The sequence below is a fragment of the Georgenia alba genome (assembly GCF_042665525.1).
Taxonomy (GTDB): Bacteria; Actinomycetota; Actinomycetes; order Actinomycetales; family Actinomycetaceae; genus Allobogoriella; species Allobogoriella alba.
This window is the reverse complement of record NZ_JBHTCQ010000001.1, coordinates 1,145,141-1,166,594: the sequence shown is the minus strand read 5'-3', so window position 1 is coordinate 1,166,594 and position 21,454 is coordinate 1,145,141. Positions and strand designations below refer to the sequence as shown.

The following is a 21,454-nucleotide window of genomic DNA, read 5'->3' as shown; positions in this document are numbered from 1 at the left end:
CGATGATGCCGCCATGGCGGACCGGAACGTGCTGGGCGGTGAGCTGGAGGAGTGCGGGACCGATCCCGTCACCGGCTACTACCGCACCGGCCGCTGCCTCGCCGACGAGACCGACCTCGGCAACCACAGCGTCTGCGCCGTCATGACCCAGGCGTTCCTCGACCAGCAGCGCCGGGTCGGGAACGACCTGATGACGCCGCGTCCGGAGTGGCAGTTCCCGGGGCTCGACCCAGGCGACCGCTGGTGCGTGGTCGCCGCCCGGTGGCTGCAGGCCCACGCGGACGGTGTTGCGGCCCCCGTGGTGCTGGCCTGCACCCACGAGCGGGCCCTCGAGGTGATTCCGCTGGAGCTGCTGCGACACTACGCCGTCGACGTGCCGGACGACCCGGGATCGCTCACGTGAGCGGCAAGCCCTGCGTCTTCTGCGGCGTCGTCGACGGCGGCCCGGCCCACCGCGTCCTGGAGACGGAGGACGTGGTCGGGTTCCTCGACGTGCGCCCGGTCTTCAAGGGGCATGTGCTGCTGGTGCCCCGCGCTCACGTCGTCACGCTGCCGGACCTCCCGGCGGAGCAGCTCGCGCCCTACCTCGGCGCGGTGCAGCGGCTCGCCACGGCGATGGTCGAAGGGCTCGGCGCGCAGGGCTCGTTCGTGGCCGTGAACAACACCGTCAGCCAGTCCGTGGCGCACCTCCACACCCACGTGGTGCCCCGGACGAAGGGCGACGGGCTGCGCGGGTTCTTCTGGCCGCGCACCAAGTACGCCGACGACGCCGAGGCGGCCGGGTACGCGCAGCGCCTGCGGGAGGCGCTCGGCTGAGCGGCCGCGGACACCGTTCAGGTGCGCCGACGGCGCGCCTGGATCCCCTCCCGGTGCAGCGCCCAGACGTCCGCCACCGGCCCCAGGTGGGCGAGCTTGTCGGGGTTGGCGACCGCGCGGACCGCCTGGATGCGTCCGTCGAGGACGTCGAGGACCATGATCGCCGCCACTAGGCCCTCCCGGTCGCGCACGACCACGCCGGGCTGGTGGTTGACCTCGTGCGGTTCCACCACCGCTCCGGTGGTCCCGAGCGCCTCCGCGAACGCGGCGAAGACGCGGCAGACCTTCTCCACGCCCACCACCGGCCGCCGGAAGGCGGGCGCCTTGCCGCCGCCGTCGCCGGAGACCGACACGTCGGCGGCCAGCAGCTCGCGCAAGGCGTCCACGTCGCCTTCCCGGAAGGCGTCGACGAAGCGGGCGGCGAGCTCCTCACGCTCCCGCCGGTCGGCCTCGAACCGCGGCCGGCCCGCCTCCATGTGGCGGCGGGCGCGCACGGCGAGCTGACGGCACGCGGCCTCGGACCGGTCGACGGCGGCCGCCACCTCGGCGAAGCGGAAGCCGAACACCTCGTGCAGCACGAACACCGCCCGCTCCAGCGGGCTGAGGCGCTCGAGCAGGAGCAGCGCGGCCATGGAGACCGAGTCGGCGAGCTCCGCCGCGCGCTCGGGGTCGTCGTAGGGATCCTCGAGGATCGGCTCCGGGAACCACTCCCCCGTGTACTGCTCGCGTCGCACGCGTGCCGAGCGCAGGACGTCGATCGAGATGCGGGTGACCACGGCGGAGAGGAACGCCTTCGGGTTCTGCGGCACCGTGTCCGTGCCGACGTAGCGCAGCCAGGTCTCCTGCACCGCGTCCTCGGCCTCGCTCACGGAGCCCAGGATCCGGTAGGCGATCGCAAACAGCATCGGCCGCAGCTCGGTGAACTCCTCGGTGCGAGTCACCCTCCTCAGCCTGCCACCGATCCGGCGGGCCGGCGCGCCAACCGGCGGGGCCGCGGCGGGACGGGGCGCGGCGGGCGTGCGGCACCGCCGGGTGTGCTGGTACTCATGCCCCCGAGACGGTGCAGCGGCGCTCGGTGTGACTCGGCCCCTCGGAGCGGGCCCGCGCACGACCGGTGGTGTGCCGGACCTACCGGCAGCTGCCCGAGGCGGCAGTCACCGACGCGCCTGGAAGGCCACGATCCGCTCCACCGCCTCGGCCACCGCCGCCCGGCCGGCGGCCAGCGAGAGCCGCACGTACCGCCCGCCGTTGACGCCGTCGAAGTCCGCGCCCGGGACGACGGCGACCCCTTCCTCCTCCAGCAGGTCGGCGCACCACGCGCTGGAGTCCGATGCGGCGCCGAGCCGGTCACCGAGGTCCGCGTACAGGTAGAAAGCGCCGTCTGCCGGTGCCACGTTGCCCCAACCGAGCCGGTCAAGCCGGTCCAGCAGGAGGGATCGGGTGGCGGCGAACTCGGCCACGCGCGCGTCGGCCTCGGTGTAGGACTCCTCGGTGAAGGCCGCGACGGCGGCGAGCTGAGCGGGCGTCGGCGGGCACAGGGCGACATTCCCGGCGAGCGCGTCGACCGCGTCGACGAGGTCGTCCGGGACGAGCGCCCAGCCCAGCCGCCACCCGGTCATGCCCCAGTACTTCGAGAACGAGGACACCACGACGGCGGAGCGCCCCGGTCCGTCGCCCGCCGCGTCCCCGACCTCCCATGCGCACACCCCGCGCGCGTCCGGGTCGGCCGGGTCCTCCGGGTAGGTGATGCCGTGGTAGATCTCGTCGCTGACGAGGCGTACGCCGTGCTCGTGGCACCAGGTGGAGAGCCGCTCCAGGTCGGGGCGGCGGACCATGGTGCCGGTCGGGTTCGCCGGTGAGGCGAGGACCAGCCCGGCCAGGGGCCCGGACCGTGCCGCCGCCTCGAGCGCCTCGGGGGTGGGCTGGAAGCGCTCGGCCGGGCCGCAGTCGATCTCGACCACCTCGCAGCCCAGCGCACGCAGGATGTTGCGGTAGGCGGGGTAGCCGGGACGGGCGAGGGCCACCCGGTCGCCGACGTCGAAGGCGGCGAGGAAGGCGAGCAGGAAGGCTCCGGAGGATCCGGTGGTGATGGCAACCCGGGACGGGTCGACGTCCAGGCCGTACCAGCGGCCGTAGTGCGCGGCGACGGCCTCCCGCAGCTGCCGGACCCCGAGCGCGGGGGTGTAGCCGAGGTCGGCACGCTCCGCGTGGATCCGCTCGGCGCGGGCGTGCACGGCCGCGGGAGCGCCGCCGGAGGGCTCGCCCGCGCACAGGGAGACCACGTCGCGGCCCTGGGCGCGCAGCTCGGCGACCCGGTCGAGGATCCGCATCACCTCGAAGGCGGGAACGGCGGACCGCTGTGAGACGTCCATGGTCCTCCTGCGACGAGCGGGCGCTTCCGCGGAAGCGTACGTGCTCGGCAGGGTGGGCGCGCCGTCACTCCGGGTTCCCGTACCCGACCATCCAGGTGGGCTCCAGGACGTAGAGGCGGACGTCCTCACCCCAGGTCCGCGGGTCGGAGCCGTAGTGCGCGGCCCAGTGCGCGACCGTCTCCTCGAGATCGGCATCGCCTGCAGTGAGCATGCGAGCGTGGCCGTGCACGAAGACCCCGACCCGTTCACCGTCGACATGTGCCGCGCTGACCGCGGGCCGCGCCGCCAGGTGCCGCGCCTTCGCCGACCGGCCGTCGGTACCGAAGGTCCACCTGCCGTGCAGGAAGTGCCCGTCGACGGCGCTGACGCGCGGCTCGCCGCGGGCGGTGACGGTGGCAAGGCTGAGGACCTTCATGCCCGTCATGAGGTCGACGACCTGCTGGGCAGTCAGCCGATGCTCACCGCTGACGATCTCCTTCAGGTGCGGCGTGCCGCCGGCATGCGAGGCATCCATGAGCCGCTGCAGCGCCGCCATCTCCTTCTCGGTCTCCTTCACCCGAGGCACGGTACGGGCGCCCACCCACGTCCGACGCAAGGTCCGCGAACGCGGTCTCGCGGGCGCGCTCGCGCTCGACGGGCGGGCCGGCCGGATCGGACCTACGCTCGGCCCACCGACGCACAGCGAGACGGAGGTAGTCGATGTTGACGCACGCGGTCCGCACGCTCGAACGCTCGACGGTGCTGGACGAGCTCGCGGACAGGGTCACGCACGCCGCCGAGACGCTGGTTCCGCAGGGGGCGCTCCGAGACGCCCTCCACGGCAAACAGCTCGGGCACGCCCTGCATCCCCTTCTCGTCGTCGCACCGATCGGTCTGAACCTCGGCGCGACCGTCCTGGACCTGACCGGTGACGAGCAGGACCGCACGGCCGCCCGGCGCCTGGTCGGCGCCGCTCTGGTGAGCACCCTGCCGACGGTGGCGTCCGGCCTGTCCGACTTCGCCGGGCTCGGCCGGCGGGACCGCCAGCCCCAGCGGGTCGCCGTCGCGCACGCAGGGGCGAACGCCGTCGCGTCCGTGTGCTTCCTCGGCAGCTGGCTCGCCCGGCGCCGGGAGCACCACCGCACCGGCACGTTCCTCAGCATGCTGGGCCTCACCGGCGTCGCCGTCGGTGGGTACCTCGGCGGACACCTGAGCTACAACCTCGGTGTGGGGGTCACCCGCGGCGAGGGTGCCCGGGTCGCCAGCATGTGACGAACGCCCGCTCGCCGCGCGGGCCGGCGAGGCGCGACAATGTCGTGATGCCCGACGGCCCGCTGATCGTCCAGTCCGACAAGTCCCTGCTCCTCGAGGTCGACCATCCCGAGGCGAAGGACGCACGCCGCGCCATCGCGCCGTTCGCCGAGCTCGAGCGCGCCCCGGAGCACGTGCACACCTACCGGCTCACGCCGCTGGGTCTGTGGAACGCCCGCGCCGCGGGCCACGACGCCGAGCAGGTCGTGGACGCCCTGGTGCGTTACTCGCGCTACCCCGTGCCGCACCCGCTGCTGGTCGACGTCGCCGAGACCATGGACCGGTACGGGCGGCTGCAGCTCGTCAAGCACCCGACCCACGGGCTGGTGCTGCACGCGCTGGACAAGCCGGTGCTGGAGGAGGTCCTGCGGTCCAGGCGCACCAAGGGCATGCTCGGCGCACGGATCGACGAGGAGGACGTCGTCGTCCATCCCTCGGAGCGCGGGCGGCTCAAGCAGGCGCTGGTCAAGCTCGGCTGGCCGGCGGAGGACCTCGCCGGCTACGTCGACGGCGAGTCCCACGCCATCGCGCTCGACCAGGCGGACTGGCACCTCCGGCCGTACCAGGAGGAAGCCGTGGAGACCTTCTGGCACGGCGGCTCCGGCGTCGTGGTGCTGCCGTGCGGGGCGGGCAAGACGCTCGTCGGCGCCGGTGCGATGGCCCGCTCGTCGACGACCACGCTGATCCTGGTGACGAACACCGTGGCAGCGCGGCAGTGGCGGGAGGAGCTGGTCCGGCGCACCACGCTGACCGACGACGAGATCGGCGAGTACTCCGGCGCCCGCAAGGACGTCCGGCCGGTGACGATCGCGACGTACCAGGTGCTCACGAACAGGCGCAAGGGCGTCTACACCCACCTGGAGCTGCTCGACGCGCACGACTGGGGCCTCATCGTCTACGACGAGGTGCACCTGCTGCCGGCGCCCATCTTCCGGATGACAGCTGACCTGCAGGCGCGCCGTCGCCTGGGCCTGACGGCCACGCTGGTGCGGGAGGACGGCCGGGAGGACGAGGTGTTCTCCCTCATCGGACCGAAGCGGTACGACGCGCCGTGGAAGGACATCGAGGCGCAGGGCTACATCGCGCCGGCGGAGTGCGTCGAGGTCCGGCTGACCCTGCCGGAGTCGGACCGCCTCGTGTACGCGACGGCGGAGCCCGAGGAGCGGTACCGGCTGGCCGCCTCCGCGCCGGGCAAGACCGGCGTGGTCAAGCAGATCCTGGCCAGGCATCCCGGCGAGCAGACGCTCATCATCGGCCAGTACATCGACCAGCTCGAGGAGCTCGCCGAGTCCCTGGAGGCACCGCTCATCACCGGGCAGACGACGGTCGCGGAGCGGCAGCGCCTCTTCGCGGGCTTCCGCACCGGGGAGATCCCGCTCCTGGTGGTCTCGAAGGTCGCGAACTTCTCCATCGACCTGCCCGAGGCGTCGCTCGCCGTGCAGGTCTCCGGCTCGTTCGGGTCCCGGCAGGAGGAGGCGCAGCGGCTGGGCCGGCTCATGCGGCCGAAGCAGGACGGGCGCACCGCGCACTTCTACGCCGTCGTCGCGCGGGACACCGTGGACCAGGACTTCGCCGCGCACCGCCAGCGCTTCCTCGCGGAGCAGGGGTACAGCTACACGATCGTCGACGCCGAGGACCTCGCCCCCAGCGACGCATGACCCACCCCCGGCGTGCTGTGCCGACTTGTCGTACACAGCGGACGACTCAGCACACGATTGACGACTGGGCGCAGGGGGTTCCGAGGGTCAACGCAGGTCAGGGCTCGGGAGTTCCCACCTCCTCCGTCAGCGAATGGGGACCTCAACGCGTTGCGTGGTCCGGTCCTGCCAGGCAAGGATCACCGTGTGAGACTCCGTGCTGCCTCGACGCTGGCTGCCGCCGCCCTCGCCGTCGTGCCAGCGCTCACCCTTGCCTCGCCGGCCGCCGCCGAGGACCCGATGAACCTGCCCGAGCAGGTCAATGACACGACCGGGACGCTCAGCCCGGGTGATGTCGACGAGATCCAGCAGGCGTTCGACGAGGTGGAAGGCGAAGTCCCGTTCGTCGCGTTCATCTCCACGTTCGACGGTGCTGACGCCGGCACGTGGTCTCGCGAGACCGCCGAGATGTCCAACTTCGGGAACAACAACCCGCTGCTCGTCGTCGCCATCGATGACAGCGCATGGGGCGCGTCGGCCAGCAACGACGCCGCTTACAGCCAGGACGATCTGGACGCGATGATCGAGGATCAGGTCCTGCCCGAGCTCAGCGACGGCGACTGGTCCGGAGCCGGCGTCGCCTACGCCGAGGGAGTCCAGGACCTCGCCACCGGCGGCGGCCTGGGCGGCGCGATCGGCTTCTTGGGCGTTCTCGTGGCGATCGTCGTTGTCGTCGGGGTGATCGGCGTCGTCGTCGCGGTACGACGGCGCAGCCGCCGCGGCCAGGGCGAGCAGCAGCAGGCACCCCGCGAGTCCAAGCCGAAGCTGCCGCCGGACCACCCGCTCAACCTGCCCACCGAGCAACTCTCGGCGCGCGCCGGCCACGCCCTGCTCGCCGCGGACGACGCCATCCGCAGCTCCGAGGAGGAGCTCGGGTTCGCCAAGGCGCAGTTCGGGCTGCAGGCGACGGACCGGTTCACCGCAGCGCTCGAGCAGGCCAAGGAGGCGTCCCGCAAGGCGTTCAGCATCCGCCAGAAGCTGGACGACCACATCCCGGAGACCGAGCCGCAGCAGCGGCAGATGTACGCCGACATCATCCAGCTCACCAGCGAGATCGACGACGCGCTCTCGGCCCAGGCGGAGCACTTCGCGAAGCTGCGCGACATCCAGGCCCGTGCGCCACAGGCACTCGACGAGATGGAGCAGCGCGCCACCGAGGTCGAGCGGCAGATCGAGGGCGCACGCGCCCAGCTGGCCCAGCTCGCCAACCGCTATCCCACCGGTGCCCTGACGTCGGTCTCGAAGAACCCTGACCAGGCCAAGGCACTGCTCACCTCGGCGCGGGAGTCCGTGCAGGAGGGACGGGAGAAGGTCGCGGGCGGCGACCGGCAGACCGCCGTCACGCACGTGCGGATCGCCGAGGAGGCGATCGGGCAGGCCGCGACGCTCCTGCAGGAGGTGCAGGGCGCGGGCGCCACCCTCGAGGACGCCGCGGAGCGGCTCGACGTCGCCATCGCCTCGATCACCGCCGATGTGCAGGACGCCCGCCGGCTCGCCCCTGACGACCTGGACATCAACGCCCGCCGCAAGGAGGCCGAGGCAGCCATCGCCCAGGGGCACGAGGCACGGACGGGCGGCGACCCGCTCGCCGCGCTGCAGCGCCTGGAGTCCGCGGAGACCGCGATCGACGCCGCCCTGGCCGGCGTGCGGTCCGAGGACGAGAACCGTCGTCGCGCCGGGGCGCAGCTCCATGACCGGCTCGGCCGGTTCGACGCGCGCCTCCGCAGCGTCTCCGCCTACATCTCGACCCACCGCGGCTCGGTCGGGCCCGAGGCTCGCACCCGCCTGTCGGAGGCAGAGCGGTTGGCGGGCGAGGCGCACCGGCTCGCGGGCCAGGACCCCGTCGCGGCCATGAGACACCTGGCCGAGGCCGAGCGCCGCGCCGCAGACGCGCAGAACCTCGCCCAGCGGGACGCGAGCCGCTGGGACGACGACTGGGGCGGCTTCGGCGGAGGCGGCTTCGGAGGAGGCGGTTACGGCGGCGGTCGCCGCGGCGGCGTGGACGTCGGATCACTCGTCCTGGGCGGCATCATCGGCAGCGTCCTGGGCGGTGGCCGCGGGGGCGGCTTCGGCGGTGGCTGGGGCGGAGGCGGCGGCTTCGGCGGCGGCGGAGGAGGCTTCGGCGGCGGTGGCTTCGGTGGAGGCGGTGGTCGCTTCTGACGCCCCGGCGGCCCGGCCGCCGACGTCGTGACAAGCCACTGGCACACCCCGTCCGAGACAGTGAGAATCAGCCCACCGACCAAGAAGGGCAGCACCATGGCAGAGAAGCAGAGCATCCTGGGCCGTATCGCCCAGCTCACCCGCGCGAACATCAACGCGATCCTCGACCGCGCCGAGGACCCGCAGAAGATGCTCGACCAGCTCGTGCGCGACTACACCTCCTCGATCGCCGAGGCGGAGGACGCCGTCGCGGTGACGATCGGCAACCTGCGCCTGGCCGAGCAGGACCACGCCGCCGACCTGGCGGAGGCACGTGACTGGGGCCAGAAGGCGCTCGCCGCGACGAACAAGGCGTCCGAGCTGCGGGCCGCCGGCGACGAGTCCGAGGCCGCCCGCTTCGACAACCTCGCCAAGATCGCGGTCAGCAAGCAGATCAACGCCGAGAACGAGGCCAAGCAGGCCGAGCCGATGATCGACTCCCAGAACCAGGTGGTCGACAAGCTCAAGGACGGCCTGACCCAGATGCGCCTCAAGCTGGACGAGCTGAAGTCCAAGCGTGACCAGCTCGTGGCCCGCTCCAAGAGCGCCGAGGCGCAGTCGAAGGTGCAGAGCGCGATCTCCTCGATCAACGTCATGGACCCCACCACCGAGATCTCCCGCTTCGAGGAGTCGGTGCGCCGGGAGGAGGCGCGCGTGGCCGGCCAGGCCGAGATCCAGGGCGCCAGCCTGGAGTCGCAGTTCGCCGAGCTGGAGGACCACAGCCACGACGCCGAGATCGAGGCGCGTCTGGCCGCGCTCCGTTCCGGGGGCCCGGCCGGTCAGATCACCGGCAACGCGCAGGAGGGTGCCGCCGCTCCGGCGCCCGAGGAGGACCGCACGACCTACTGACGCGACAGTGACGACTCGGCGCCGGGCTCTCCGCCCGGCGCCGAGTCGTTCCTGCGTGGCGCGGCCTGCCCGGGCCGGCTGGCGACGTCGAGGCTCGCGAGTCCGACGACGTCAGAACGGGTAGCGCTCGATCCGTGACTGCACGGTGATCCACTGGGTCTCGGTGAAGGTCTCCAGGTTGGCGCTGTGCCCGCCGAACCGCCCGCCGACGCCGGAGGCCTTGATCCCGCCGAACGGGATGACCGCCTCGTCGTCGACGGTCTGGTCGTTGATGTGCACCGCGCCGGAGGCGATGCGGTCCGCCAGCTCGTACGCCCCGAACGCGTCGCGGGTGAGGATGCCGACCGAGAGGCCGTACTCGGAGGCGTTGATGATCTCGATCGCCTCGTCGATCGTGGAGTACGTGGTCACCGGCGCCACGGGACCGAAGATCTCCTCGGTGAAGCCGGGAGCGTCCAGCGGCACCTGGGTCAGCACCGTGGGCCGGTAGAACAGCCCGTCGTAGGTGCCGCCCGCGGCGAGGCCGGCGCCGGCCTCGACGGTCGAGGTGACGAGCCCGTGGACCTTGTCGCGCTGCCGCTCGTCGATGATGGGTCCGAGCGCGTTGTTCGGGTCGGTCGGGTCGCCGACCGGCAGGTGGTTCGCCTTCTCGGCGAGGGCCTCGCCGTACTCCTCGGCGATGTCGGCATGGACCAGGTGCCGGCCCGTGGTCATGCAGATCTGGCCCTGGTGCAGGAACGAGCCCCAGGCGCCGGCGGACGCGGCCGCGGCCACGTCGACGTCCGGCAGCACGAGCAGTGCGTTGTTGCCGCCGAGCTCGAGGTGGACCTTCTTCAGCAGCGGCGCGGCCGCCTCCCCGATCTTCCGGCCGGCGGCGGTGGACCCGGTGAAGGACAGGCACGGCACCCGCGGATGCGTGACGAGCGCCTGCCCCAGGTCGGCGCCGCCCGGCAGCACCTGCAGCAGGCCGGCCGGCAACCCGGCGTCAGAGAGCAGCTGGGCGAGCGCGAAGCCCCCGGAGATGGTGGTGCGCGGGTCCGGCTTGAGGACGACGGCGTTGCCGAGCGCCAGCGCGGGCGCCACCGACCGCATGGACAGGATCGCGGGGAAGTTGAACGGCGAGATGACACCGACGACGCCGATCGGCACCCGCCGCGCGACCGACAGGCGCGGCTTGGTGCTGCGCAGCAGCTCGCCGTAGGGCGCGGCCGCCAACGCGGCGGCCTCGGTCAGCTCCGAGACGACGAGGCCGACCTCGAAGGCGGCCTTCCCCTGGCCGGATCCCGACTCCGGCACGATCCAGCGGGTGAGCCGCGTCGGGTCCTCCTCGAGCAGCCTCGCGGCGTCGAGGAAGACCTTCGCCCGCTTCTCGTAGGTCAGGGCCGCCCAGTGCCGTTGGGCGGCTGACGCGGCGGCGACCGCGACGTCGAGGTCGGTCGTGGTGGCGGTGCCGACGCGGGCGATGGGCCGGCCCGTCGCGGGCGCCCGCACCTCGAGCGGCTCGCCGCCGCCGACGCTCCACTCACCGGTGAAGATGCGCCCGTCCCACGGCTGCGCGGTCGTCTCGGTCGTGCTCATGTGAACTCCTTCGTCGACGCTCGGTGATCGCCCCATCCTGCGCCATGCCGTCCTCGTCCTGCACCCGGCACATCCTCGCTCCGCGCCGGCGCGCACGGCAGGATCGTGGTCATGGACTTCCAGGAGGTGGTCCGGCGACGGCGGATGGTGCGGCGCTACACGGCGGACCCGGTGGACCCCGCGGCGGTGCACCGCATGATCGAGAACGCCACCCGGGCACCGAACGCCGGCTTCACCCAGGGCTGGGACTTCCTCGTGCTCGACTCGGCCGAGGACGTCGCGCGCTTCTGGTCAGCGGCGACCCCGCCGGACCGGGCGGGGTCGCCGGACCGGTGGCTGCGTGGCATGCGGACCGCGCCCGTGGTGATCGTGCCGCTGGCGTCCGAGGCCGCGTACCGGCGTCGTTACGCCGAGCCCGACAAGTCGGGGGCTGCCAGGCGGTCGGGCGGGCGGGCCGGCGGGCGGGCGCCGGCAGGCGCACCGGTCGACGGCCTGCCTTGGTCGGTGCCGTACTGGTTCGTGGACACCGGCATGGCGGTGCTGCTCATCCTGCAGACCGCCGTCGACGAAGGGCTCGGCGCCTGCCTGTTGGGGATCCCGGCGCAGCGCGTGGACGAGCTCCGGACTGCATTCGGCGTCCCCGAGGGACACGAGCCGGTGGGCGCGATCACCGTCGGGCATCCGCATCCGGACTCAACGCCCGGCGGCTCGCCGTCCCGGCGCTCGCGCCGGCCGACCGCGGACGTCCTCCACCGCGGCCGGTGGTGAGGCCGGCTCCGCCGTCGGGCCGTGACGGTCTCAGCCCGCCGTCCGGAGCAGCTCCGCCCGCACGCCGTCGGGCAGCCGCGCCCAGTCGGCGGGGGTGTCCAGGTCGGTGCCGAGCCCGGGACGGCGCAGGACGTGCGGCGTGAGGCCGAGCCGCTCGGCCTCGGCGCGGTGGGCGGCCGCGCTGCCGGGACCGAACCGGAACCGCCATGCGGCGGCGGATCGGTGCACCACGACCGCGTTCGTCCCCTCCTCCGCCCGGTCCGGTGCCAGGACCACGGGCGCCGAGGGTGCCAGCAGCGCCAGGACGTCGTCCGTGGTCAGCAGCGGAAGGTCAGCGTGCATGACGACGACGCGCTCGGCACGGCCCGCGAACGCGAACTCGACACCGTCGGCGACCGCGCCGTTGAGCCCTGACCGGACCTGCTCGACGGCGTCGATCCGGGCGCACGGGCGGCCGATGGCGCGGGTGGCGTAGCCGACGTCTCCGGTGACGACGACCACCCGGTCGACCACGCCGACGAGGGTGGTGACCACGTGCCGGGCGAGTGCGCCGACGAGCCGGGTCCGTTGCTCGGGCGCCAGGTCCTCCGCCAGCCGCGTCTTGCCGTTGCCGCCGCCACGCAACGGGACGACGGCGATGACACGTCCGGCGAGCACGTCGGCGTCCCCGGCGGGTGACAGGTTCCTCGTCATCGTTCGAGCAGCTCCCGGGCCAGGCGTACCCGGTCCTCGGCGCCGGACATCACGGTGCGGGTGACGACGACGGACAGCCCGACCTCCTCGACGGCGGGCGCGAGTGCGGCGTCGGCGACGTCGAGGACGAGCTCGTCGACGACCCCGGCCCACATCCGCGCGACGCCGAGCGCGGAGACCTCGTGCCCCATCGCCTCCAGGATCGCCGCGGCCGGGCCCTTCAGGGCACGTCCGCCGACGATCGGGCTCACCGCGGTCTTGCGGGCCGTCGTCGCCGCGAGCGCCTCGCGCACCCCTGGGACGGCGAGGATGGGACCGATCGAGAGGTAGGGGTTGGACGGCGCGAGCACGACGACGTCGGCCTCGCCGAGCGTCTCGAGGACGCCCGGTGCGGGTCGAGACTCGCTCACCCCGTCGTAGCTCACGCCGAGCACCCGGTCGGCGTGCCGGCGAGCGACGAAGTACTCCTGGAAGTCCAGCCGCCCGTCCGGCGTCGTCACCACCGTGGCGACCCGTTGGTCGGTCATCGGCAGCAGCCGTGGCCGCACCCCGAGGCCGCGGCACAGCTCGGCGGTGACCTCGCTGAGCGTGGCGCCGCTGCGCCGTCGTGCCGTCCGCAGCACGTTGGTGGCGAGGTCGCGGTCGCCGATGCGGAACCACGTGTCCTCCCCGAGGGCGGCCATGGCGTCCAGGGTGGTGAAGGTGTCGTCGGCGACGCCCCACCCGGTCTCCGGGTTGGCGAGGCCGGCGAGGGTGTACATGACGGTGTCGAGGTCGGGACTGACGTCGAGGCCGTAGATGACGTCGTCGTCGCCGGTGTTGACCACGACGGTCAGGTCCTCGGGCCGCTGGAGGGCGCCGGCCAGCCCCTGCGCGAGCTTCGCGCCGCCGACCCCGCCCGCCAGCAGCGTCACGCTCGGGCTGAAGTGCACCCGGGAAGCCTACGACGGACACCTGGGAGCGCGGCGAGCCGCAGCAGCGGCAACGAGCACGGTGCCGGATGCCTGCTGGGTAGGCTGCCCTCCATGGCCGAACCGTCGCCCGCCGCCCCGAGCACGTATCTGCTGGTCGACGGCGAGAACATCGACGCCACCCTCGGGATGAGCGTCCTGGGCCGGCGCCCGGCCCCGGAGGAACGGCCGCGCTGGGACCGCGTGCGGCAGTTCGCCGCGGACGTCTGGGACACCAACGCCCGTGCGCTCTTCTTCCTCAACGCGACCAGCGGCCAGATGCCGATGAGCTTCGTCCAGGCCTTGCTCGCCATGGACTTCCACCCCATCCCGCTGTCCGGAACCGGGCACGAGAAGGTCGTCGACATCGGTATCCAGCGCACGATCCAGGCGATCCTCGAGCGGGACAGCGGCGACGTGCTCCTCGCCTCGCACGACGGGGACTACATCCCGCAGCTGGAGGACCTGCTCGCGGCGGGCCGCAACGTCGGCGTGCTGTGCTTCCGGGAGTTCCTCAACGCGGACGTCGCGGCACTGAAGGACCAGGGGCTGCGGGTCTACGACCTCGAGGACGACCTGGGGGCGTTCACCTCTGTGCTGCCCCGGGTCCGCATCATCCCGCTCGAGCAGTTCGACCCGACGCGCTACCTGTAACGGTCAGTCCGGCTTCAGCCTGGTCCACAGGTGGGGCTGGATGGGCTCCCCCACCGCCGCCATGTCCATGCTCCAGACGAGGTCTCCGTCGAGGAGCTCGTAGTGCCGGCGGCCCCCCACGTACTCCTTCGCGGAGCCGGTCCGGGCCACGGAGTCGGTGACGAGCTCGAGCCGCCGCCCGTCCATGCGGCCGGACCAGACCTCGACCACGCCCGTGCTGTGGGCGAGCACCATCTCGATCTCCCCACCGGGCCGGCAGCGCAGAAACCCCGACTCGGACGCCGCGGGCCGGATCTTCTCCGCGTGGTCGTCGATGAGCCAGGCCCGGGAGACGTAGCTGAGGAAAGGCCGTCCGTCGTGGCTGACGACCAGCTCCTCGGTGTGGTGGAACTTCTCGATCGTCGGGTAGTGCCCGTGCCCGTTGCCGCGCCAGCTCCCCAGCATCCAGGCGACCGGTGTGCAGTCAGGATGCAGCTTCGACGCCAGTTCGGACGGCACGTCACCGAGTCTAGGCGCCTGCCTCGCCCACAGCGGGAGACGTTCGGACCCGCGGCGGGTCGCTGCTGGTAGACGTAGGCCATGGCAACGCGGGAGTCGCTGCTGCTGCGACGCGTCCGGCTCGTGCCCGTCCGGGCCCGCACGACGGCGGACCCGGCCGGGAACCACCTCCTGCCCCCGGACGGCCCGGTGGACGTCCGTATCGCGGCCGGGTCCGTCACCGCCGTCGCGTCGTCGCTGGAGCGTGCGCCCGGCGAGGAGCAGCTCGACGCGGACGGCCGGTGGGCGATCCCCGGGCTGTGGGACCAGCACGTCCACTTCAGGCAGGCGGCCCAGACGTTCCAGCGGCTGGACCTCACCTCGGCCGGATCGGCGGCCGAGGCCCTGACGCTGCTGCGTGACTACCTCGCCGGACCGGAGGCGCCGCCGGCCGACGCACCCGCCGTCGGGTTCGGGTTCTTCCAGGCCGGCTGGCCGGACGAGCCGTCCCTGGCCGCGCTCGACGCCGTGGCGGGCGAGCGCGCCGTCGTGCTCGTCTCCAACGACGTGCACTGCGGCTGGGTCTCCACCCGTGCCCGCCGGATGCTGGAGCTGCCCGGGGACGGGGACGCCGACGGCCTGGTCCGCGAGAACCCGTGGTTCGAGGCCCTCACCCGGATGGCGGAGCTGCCCGGTGTCCGTCCGACCGACGGCTACCCCAAGGCGCAGGCGACGGCGGCCGCACGCGGGGTGGTCGGGGTCACCGACATGGAGTGGGCGGACAACCGGACCGAGTGGCCGGCGCGGGTGGCCGCCGGCACGGACCGGCTCCGGGTCCGGACCGCTACCTACCCGGACCGGCTCGAGGAGGTGCTCGCCGCGGGTCTGCGAACCGGCGTGCCGCTGCCCGGCGGACGTGGCCTGGTGACCATGGGGCCGCTGAAGGTCATCTCCGACGGCTCGCTGAACACCGCGACGGCGCACACCTCGACCGCGTACCCGGAGCCCATCGACGCGGCGAGCCCGCACGGCGTGCAGAACGTGCCGCCCGAGGAGCTGACGGCGCTGCTGCGCCGGGCCGCCCGGCACGGGCTCGAGGTCGCGGTGCACGCCATCGGGGACGCCGCCGTCGGGATCGCGCTCGACGCCGTCGAGGCGGCCGGCGCCCGGGGCTCGGTCGAGCACGCGCAGCTGCTCGCGCCCGGGCAGGCCGAGCGGTTCGCCACGCTCGGGGTACGGGCCTCCGTCCAGCCGGCGCACCTGCTTGACGACCGTGACGTGACCGAGGAGCGCTGGCCGGGCCGGGCCGCCGACTCCTTCCCGCTGCGCACGCTGCTCGACGCGGGCGCGGAGGTGGTCTTCGGGTCCGACGCCCCGGTCGCGCGGCTGCACCCGTGGCTCGCGATGGCCGCTGCGGTGCACCGCAGCGCCGACGAGCGTGAGCCGTGGCACCCGGAGCAGCACGTGACCGCCGCGGAGGCGCTCGCGGCCTCCACCGACGGTCAGGGGACGGTCGGGGTCGGCTCGCGGGGCGACGTCGTCCTGCTCGACGCGGACCCGCTGGCGCGCGACCTGCCGGCCGGTGCCGGGACCGCGGCGGTGGCGGCGCGGCTGCGGGACATGCCGGTCGCCGCGACGATCCTCGCGGGGCGGGCGACCTACCTCGCGCTCTAGCTCGGGGAGTCGGTCTGCGGCTCGCGGCGCTCGCGGACGGCGCGGTAGATCGCGCGCAGCGCCACGGCCTGCTGCATCTCGCGCAGCACGGCACCGAAGAACTGGTTGCGGTAGGTCTCGTCCGTCACGGAGGAGACCGCCAGGTGCAGGGCGGAGAACGCCGAGAGGAAGAGGGAGACCTTGATCAACGGCACCGAGAACGCGCCGAAGACCTGTGCATGTTCGCTGAACTGGCTGGGATCGAGCCCGGTCCAGTTCTCCTGAGTCCCCACATTCATCACGAGCAGGCCGAAGATGAGGAAGAAGAAGAACACGGTCATCGCGAGCAGGAAGACCTGGACCGCCTGGATGATGACCAGGACGGCAACGAGGTTCGCCCGCTCGTACCCGCGGACCTGGGCGTAGCCGACGAGGTCGACCTCGTCGGCCTCCAGGAGGCTGCGGCAGCTGCTCTCGAGGGGGGTGCCGCGACTGCCGCGGCGAAGGAACTCGGCGTCGACGACGTCGTCGACGGTGTCGACCTCCTCCGGCAGGCGGACCAGGAGGAACCCCACCGACAGGAGGACGAACAGCAGACAGGTCAGCCACATCGTGCCCCAGCGCAGCGAGGCCGACATCTCCCAGACCTCGGCGTTGATGAACAGGAACGTGACGAACAGCAGGAGCAGGGGCAACGCGCGGCTCATCATCGGCAGCAGGGTGCGCAGGCCGGCGAATCCGCGGGTCAGCGCCCAGGTGATGATCGGGCGGGCGCGCAGTGCCGTGAGCGCATACCAGAGCGCCGCCAGCAGCCCGGCCGAGATCAGCAGCGCCGGTGCTGCGGCGACCTGACGCGTGAGATAGGCCAGCGTCGCCCCGGCGGCGCCCGCCACCACGAACGCGAGGACGAGGAAGGGGAAGGTCCGCCGCAGCCGGAGCGCCTCGCGGGCGCCCTGGCGCTGCTCGGGCACGAAGTAGGCGAGCCCGTGCGAGAGGAACCAGCGGTCCGTCGCGGCCACGGGGTCGACCGTGCCGTTGTCCTTGCGGCGGAACGCGGGCCGCGGCAGCTCGGGCACCGTTCACCTCCCAGTCTCGACGTGGTCGCGGAACACCGGCAGCCTAGACAACCGCTCGCCCCGACCACTCCGCCCGTCCGCCCCGTCGCGGCTACTGTGGGCCGATGGCTGAGCCGACCGCACGCCGCTTCCTCCAGGTGAACGTCTTCTCCGGCGAGGCACTGGGTGGCAACCCGGTCGCCGTCGTGGCGGACGCCGAAGGCCTGTCCGAGGAGACGATGCGCCGGCTCGCGTCGTGGACCAACCTGTCCGAGACCACGTTCCTGCTGCCGCCCACCGTGCCGGAGGCGGACTACCGGGTGCGGATCTTCACCCCCTCGGTCGAGCTGCCGTTCGCGGGGCACCCGACGCTGGGCTCGGCGCACGCGTGGCTTGCCTCCGGGGGGACGCCCACATCGTCCGACGGACTGGTCCAGGAGTGCGGTGCGGGCCTGGTCCGGGTCGTGGACGACGGCGGCCGGCGGGCCTTCGCCGGGCCTCCCCTCGTCCGGTACGAGCGCCCCGAGCCGGAGGTCCTCGCCCGGGCCACGCGCGCGCTCGGTATGGCACCGGACGACGTCGTGGACGCGTCCTGGCTGGTCAACGGCCCCGAATGGCTCGCGCTGCGCCTCGGCTCGGCCGAGCGCGTGCTCTCGGTCGAACCGGACTACGGCATGCTGGGCGGGCTCGACGTCGGCGTGGTGGGACCGCACCCTCCCGGTGGCGAGGTGACGTTCGAGGTGCGGGCGTTCATGGACACCGGCGACGAGGACCCGGTCACCGGCAGCCTCAACGCCGGCCTGGGCCGGTGGCTGCGGGACAGCGGCGTCGCGCCGTCGTCGTACGTGGCTGCGCAGGGCACGGTCCTCGGTCGGTCCGGCCGCGCCCACGTCAGCGAGCGCGACGGCGAGATCTGGGTCGCCGGTGAGACGACCACCGTGATCACGGGGACCATCGACCTCTGAGCGTGCCCCCGGCAGCACAGAACGCCCGGGGCGGCACGCGGCACGTGCAGCCCCGGGCGTCATGTGCGGCCTCGGCCGGCCGGGAGACCGTCAGCCGGCGGCCTTGGAGCGCCAGCCGCCGCCCTCGCGGTACTCCGTTCGCGCGGTGACGGCGTACGGCACCGGGCTGACGACAACCTTGACGTCCTTCTGCTTGTGCGGCTGGACCGAGGACTTCGACGACCCGCCGTCGGGCTCGCCCCAGGTGAGGGTGAGCTCGGTGCCGACCTCGACGTCCGGGTCCACGGTGCCCAGCGACAGGCCCCGGCGCTCGTTCGCACTGTAGCCGGTGAACATCGACAGCCCGACCACCTTGCCGGCGGCGTCCTTGACCTCGTCGAAGTTCGAGGAGCCGTAGTTGGCGTTCGGCAGGTTGAAGAACTGGTAGCCCGGGCCCTCGACGTCGAGCAGCGACGTCATGATGTCCGCGAGGTCCTTGGCGTCCCACTGGAAGGTGACCTTCTTCCGCTGGGCTGCGGGGTCGATCTTCTCCAGGGCGTCCCGGCCGATGAAGTCGTGGTCGAACTTCACGAAGGAGCCGTAACCGAGCTCCCACGGGTTGGTGTAGTAGTCCTCGATGCTGTCCGTCACGTAGGACCCGGCCAGCGCGTTGGTGGCCTCGTACCCGTTCGCCGGCAGCCACTCACGGTAGGCGCGCTCCTCCTCGCCGGTGTAGATCGCCGGGAGCGGGGAGGGGATCCAGCCCGACTCCAGCGTGTTGGAGGAGTAGGCGCGGGAACCGACCGGCTCGATGCCGAACTCGGCGCCCTGCTCGAGGATGGTGTCGCGGACCTTGTCGTAGGTCTCGTACGGGCCCCACAGCTCCAGGCCCGGCGCCCCGGCCATGCCGTGCCGCAGGGTGCGGACCTGCTCGCCGGCCACGTTCATGTGGCCCATGCGGAAGAACTTCAGCCGCTCGACCGGGCCGCCGTTGACCTTCTCGATGACCTGCCAGGCGTTGGGGCCCTGGATCTGCAGGCGCCAGTACTTGCGGGTCACGAGCTTGCCGTTCGGGCGGGACGGGGAACGGTCGTCCTTCTCGATGGAGACGTTGTAGCCACCCGTCTCCCCGTGGAACATGAGCCAGTTCGCGGCGGGGGCGCGGCCCACGAAGACGAACCGCTCCTCCTCCTCGCGGAACAGGATGCCGTCACCGATGACGTTCCCGGCCGCCGTGGTCGGCACGTACTGCTTGGCGAGGTTCACCTCGAAGTTCGCGACGGTGTTGATCGCCGTGTCCGAGATCAGCTTGAGCGCATCGGGCCCCTCGATGAACAGGTTCACCATGTGGTGGGACTGGTCGAACAGCACGGCGGTCTTGCGCCAGGCCTGCTGCTCACGCTGCCAGTTGGTGAACTCGGACGCCACCACCGGGTAGACGTAGGCGCCGATCTGCGAGCTCCTGAGCAGCTCGACGATGTTGCCGGAAGCGTCCAGGACTTCCTGCAGGTTCTTCGCGGTCATCTCTTCCTTACCTCTCCGTGGCTGCTGGCCTCGTGTTGCGGCTGGTGTCAGGTGCTGGTGCGACCGGTCAGGCGGGGTACTTCTCGAGCATCCGCTGCCGCCACTTCTCGGTGCCCTCGATCTCGTTGAAGGTGAAGATGTGGAAGCCGGCGATGGCGTGGTCGGCGGCGCCGACGTGCGGGGCGAGCCCGCGCACGATCTTGTTCGGGCTGTAGCCGCCCGGCAGCAGGAAGCGCCAGAGCATCCCCTGCTGCTTCTTGAGGAACCGCGCCGAGGCACCCAGGCCGATGCTCGCGGAGATCCGCACGAGCTTCTCCCGGTTCACTTCGCCCGGCATGCCCACCCAGATCGGCTGGTCGATCCCGCTCGTCTTCAGGCCCCGCGCCCAGCCCAGGATGGTCGGCGCGTCGAAGCAGATCTGCGTGGCGATGTACGTGCCCACCTGGGCCTTCTCCCGCAGGTCGGCGTCGAGCTTGTCGTCGGGGACGTCGGCGTGACCCTCCGGGTAGCCGGTGATGCCGACCTCGGCGAAGGGGTGGTCGAGCTCCTTCAGCGCGCGGATGAGCTGCGGCGACCCGGTGAACTTGCCGGCCGGCTCGGGCGCGTCACCGCCGACGACGAAGACCTCGGTGATCCCCGCCTCGGTGGTCTTGGCGATGATGTCCGCGAGCTCCGCCTCGTCCTTGATCATGCGGGAGGACAGGTGCGGCACGACGGCGTACCCCTCGCCCGCGAGGCGGGTCGCGAAGTCGATCGTCCGCCAGATGCCCTTGCCCGGTGAGGCGGTCACGGTGACCTTGACGTCCTTCGGGACGTGCTGGAGGACCTTCTCGTCCACGCCCTTGAACGGCATCACCTCGTACCGCAGCCCTTCGAAGAACGAGCGCATCGTGGGCCGGTGGGCCGCGGCGTCGATCTTCTCGGCGGAACTCATCGTCGTGTCTACCTCTTCGACCTCGTCGTCTGGCGACTGCGCGCTGCACAGCCGATGGCGAACCTACAACCGGCGACCATACGGGTCAACAGGATTGTCAGCAATCTTGTCGCGCATCGGACGGTGTGTGCGTCATTGCTGACACGATTGTTGACAATCAGCCGCGCCCGGTGGTTCGCTGACCGCGTGGGTCGGGCCCGGTGAGTTGATCCCGGGGCCGGCCCACCGAGCCGCCGACGACGTCGAGTCCAAGGAGTCCTTCGCCCATGGCCACCGTGTCGCCCACCCTCCTCGTCGTGAGCGCCCACGCGGGTGACTTCGTCTGGCGGGCCGGCGGCGCGATCGCCTCGGCGACGGCACGCGGAGAACGTGCCGTCGTCGTGTGCGTCTCCTACGGCGAGCGCGGCGAGTCCGCCAAGGCCTGGCGAGAGGGCAAGGGCCTGGAGGAGATCAAGGCGATCCGCCGGGACGAGGCCGAGCGGGCCGCCGCGGCGCTCGGCGCCGAGACCCGGTTCCTCGACGCGGGCGACTACCCGCTGATCGGCACCCGCGAGCTGCTCGACCAGCTCGTGCGCGTCTACCGGGAGGTCGTGCCGACCGTGGTGCTGACCCACACCCTCCACGACCCGTACAACGAGGACCATCCCGAGGCCGCGCGGCTCGCGCTGCGCGCCCGGGTCCTCGCCCAGGCGATCGGCTACGACGCCCCCGGCGAGCCGCTCGGCGCTCCCCCGGTCTACCTCTTCGAGCCGCACCAGCCCGAGCAGTGCGACTTCAAGCCCGAGGTGCTGCTGGACATCACCGACGCCTTCGACGCCAAGCGCCGGGCGATGGAGCAGATGGGGGCCCAGCAGCACATGTGGGACTACTACACGGACCTGGCCACCCGGCGCGGTGTTCAGCTCAAGCGCAACGCCGGCCCCAACCTCGGTCTCCCCACCGAGACGAAGGCGGAGGCGTTCATGCGCTACTACCCGCAGGTCACCGACCGTCTGGAGTGA

General features: G+C 72.5%; 21 protein-coding genes. 11 read left to right on the top strand and 10 right to left on the bottom strand.

Going from position 1 to position 21,454, the window contains the following annotated elements; all coding sequences use genetic code 11:
* Positions 1-13 precede the first annotated feature (13 nt).
* On the top strand, positions 14-403 hold the full coding sequence (locus tag ACFQQL_RS05510) for a DUF2237 family protein (protein WP_382392065.1): 390 nt from the start codon (positions 14-16) through the stop codon (positions 401-403).
* Complete coding sequence (locus tag ACFQQL_RS05505) at positions 400-816, top strand: HIT family protein (protein WP_382392063.1); 417 nt, start codon at positions 400-402, stop codon at positions 814-816. Before ACFQQL_RS05510 ends, ACFQQL_RS05505 begins: the two co-directional genes overlap by 4 nt.
* A 17-nt stretch (positions 817-833) precedes the next feature.
* On the opposite strand, the gene ACFQQL_RS05500 is transcribed toward ACFQQL_RS05505, so the two are convergent.
* From ACFQQL_RS05500 to ACFQQL_RS05490, 3 genes are all read right to left on the bottom strand, one after another.
* Entirely contained in the window at positions 834-1,757 is a 924-nt protein-coding gene (locus ACFQQL_RS05500) for an RNA polymerase sigma-70 factor (protein WP_382392061.1), read from the bottom strand.
* A 213-nt stretch (positions 1,758-1,970) separates the two neighbouring features.
* Complete coding sequence (locus tag ACFQQL_RS05495; protein WP_382392059.1) at positions 1,971-3,188, bottom strand: pyridoxal phosphate-dependent aminotransferase; 1,218 nt, start codon at positions 3,186-3,188, stop codon at positions 1,971-1,973.
* A 64-nt stretch (positions 3,189-3,252) separates the two neighbouring features.
* On the bottom strand, positions 3,253-3,744 hold the full coding sequence (locus ACFQQL_RS05490) for a pyridoxamine 5'-phosphate oxidase family protein (protein ID WP_382392057.1): 492 nt from the start codon (positions 3,742-3,744) through the stop codon (positions 3,253-3,255).
* 143 nt (positions 3,745-3,887) lie between these two features.
* Between ACFQQL_RS05490 and ACFQQL_RS05485 the strand changes: the two genes are divergently transcribed.
* From ACFQQL_RS05485 to ACFQQL_RS05470, 4 genes are all read left to right on the top strand, one after another.
* Positions 3,888-4,439 (top strand): DUF2231 domain-containing protein, encoded by a 552-nt coding sequence (locus ACFQQL_RS05485; RefSeq protein WP_382392055.1) that lies wholly within the window; start codon positions 3,888-3,890, stop codon positions 4,437-4,439.
* Positions 4,440-4,486: 47 nt separating this feature from the next.
* Positions 4,487-6,136 (top strand): DNA repair helicase XPB, encoded by a 1,650-nt coding sequence (locus ACFQQL_RS05480; RefSeq protein WP_382392053.1) that lies wholly within the window; start codon positions 4,487-4,489, stop codon positions 6,134-6,136.
* Between the two features lie 186 nt (positions 6,137-6,322).
* Positions 6,323-8,335: a TPM domain-containing protein gene (locus tag ACFQQL_RS05475; RefSeq protein WP_382392051.1), complete on the top strand. Its 2,013-nt coding sequence runs from the start codon at positions 6,323-6,325 to the stop codon at positions 8,333-8,335.
* Between the two features lie 96 nt (positions 8,336-8,431).
* On the top strand, positions 8,432-9,223 hold the full coding sequence (locus tag ACFQQL_RS05470; protein WP_382392049.1) for a PspA/IM30 family protein: 792 nt from the start codon (positions 8,432-8,434) through the stop codon (positions 9,221-9,223).
* A gap of 111 nt (positions 9,224-9,334) precedes the next feature.
* Here the strand turns inward: ACFQQL_RS05470 and ACFQQL_RS05465 are convergent, their stop codons facing one another.
* Positions 9,335-10,801, bottom strand: a complete 1,467-nt coding sequence (locus ACFQQL_RS05465) for an aldehyde dehydrogenase family protein (RefSeq protein WP_382392047.1) — start codon at positions 10,799-10,801, stop codon at positions 9,335-9,337.
* A gap of 111 nt (positions 10,802-10,912) precedes the next feature.
* On the opposite strand from ACFQQL_RS05465, the gene ACFQQL_RS05460 reads away from it, so the two are divergent.
* The gene (locus ACFQQL_RS05460) at positions 10,913-11,569 is read left to right on the top strand and encodes a nitroreductase family protein (RefSeq protein WP_382392045.1); all 657 of its coding nucleotides are present in this window, start codon (positions 10,913-10,915) and stop codon (positions 11,567-11,569) included.
* Positions 11,570-11,599: 30 nt separating this feature from the next.
* On the opposite strand, the gene cofC is transcribed toward ACFQQL_RS05460, so the two are convergent.
* Together cofC and cofD are read right to left on the bottom strand one after the other, a co-directional pair.
* A complete protein-coding gene (gene cofC / locus ACFQQL_RS05455) occupies positions 11,600-12,262 on the bottom strand; it encodes a 2-phospho-L-lactate guanylyltransferase (RefSeq protein WP_382392043.1) in 663 nt (220 codons plus the stop codon).
* The gene (cofD, locus tag ACFQQL_RS05450; RefSeq protein WP_382392041.1) at positions 12,259-13,194 is read right to left on the bottom strand and encodes a 2-phospho-L-lactate transferase; all 936 of its coding nucleotides are present in this window, start codon (positions 13,192-13,194) and stop codon (positions 12,259-12,261) included. The genes cofC and cofD overlap by 4 nt, the downstream gene beginning before the upstream one ends.
* Before the next feature lie 93 nt (positions 13,195-13,287).
* Between cofD and ACFQQL_RS05445 the strand changes: the two genes are divergently transcribed.
* Complete coding sequence (locus ACFQQL_RS05445; RefSeq protein WP_382392039.1) at positions 13,288-13,866, top strand: NYN domain-containing protein; 579 nt, start codon at positions 13,288-13,290, stop codon at positions 13,864-13,866.
* Between the two features lie 3 nt (positions 13,867-13,869).
* On the opposite strand, the gene ACFQQL_RS05440 is transcribed toward ACFQQL_RS05445, so the two are convergent.
* Entirely contained in the window at positions 13,870-14,364 is a 495-nt protein-coding gene (locus ACFQQL_RS05440) for a heme-binding beta-barrel domain-containing protein (protein WP_382392037.1), read from the bottom strand.
* Positions 14,365-14,445: 81 nt separating this feature from the next.
* Here ACFQQL_RS05440 and ACFQQL_RS05435 point away from each other — a divergent pair, with 81 nt between their 5' ends.
* Positions 14,446-16,017 (top strand): amidohydrolase, encoded by a 1,572-nt coding sequence (locus ACFQQL_RS05435; RefSeq protein ID WP_382392035.1) that lies wholly within the window; start codon positions 14,446-14,448, stop codon positions 16,015-16,017.
* On the opposite strand, the gene ACFQQL_RS05430 is transcribed toward ACFQQL_RS05435, so the two are convergent.
* Positions 16,014-17,072, bottom strand: a complete 1,059-nt coding sequence (locus ACFQQL_RS05430) for a hypothetical protein (RefSeq protein WP_382392033.1) — start codon at positions 17,070-17,072, stop codon at positions 16,014-16,016. The two genes, ACFQQL_RS05435 and ACFQQL_RS05430, sit on opposite strands and share 4 nt — an antisense overlap.
* Positions 17,073-17,176: 104 nt before the next feature.
* Between ACFQQL_RS05430 and ACFQQL_RS05425 the strand changes: the two genes are divergently transcribed.
* The gene (locus ACFQQL_RS05425) at positions 17,177-18,016 is read left to right on the top strand and encodes a PhzF family phenazine biosynthesis protein (protein ID WP_382392031.1); all 840 of its coding nucleotides are present in this window, start codon (positions 17,177-17,179) and stop codon (positions 18,014-18,016) included.
* A gap of 90 nt (positions 18,017-18,106) precedes the next feature.
* On the opposite strand, the gene ligM is transcribed toward ACFQQL_RS05425, so the two are convergent.
* Together ligM and ACFQQL_RS05415 are read right to left on the bottom strand one after the other, a co-directional pair.
* Positions 18,107-19,519 carry a vanillate/3-O-methylgallate O-demethylase gene (gene ligM, locus ACFQQL_RS05420; protein ID WP_382392029.1) on the bottom strand — a complete coding sequence of 471 codons (1,413 nt, stop codon included), beginning with the start codon at positions 19,517-19,519 and terminating at the stop codon, positions 18,107-18,109.
* A gap of 67 nt (positions 19,520-19,586) precedes the next feature.
* Positions 19,587-20,453, bottom strand: a complete 867-nt coding sequence (locus tag ACFQQL_RS05415; RefSeq protein WP_382392027.1) for a methylenetetrahydrofolate reductase — start codon at positions 20,451-20,453, stop codon at positions 19,587-19,589.
* Between the two features lie 266 nt (positions 20,454-20,719).
* On the opposite strand from ACFQQL_RS05415, the gene ACFQQL_RS05410 reads away from it, so the two are divergent.
* A complete protein-coding gene (locus ACFQQL_RS05410; protein ID WP_382392025.1) occupies positions 20,720-21,454 on the top strand; it encodes a PIG-L deacetylase family protein in 735 nt (244 codons plus the stop codon).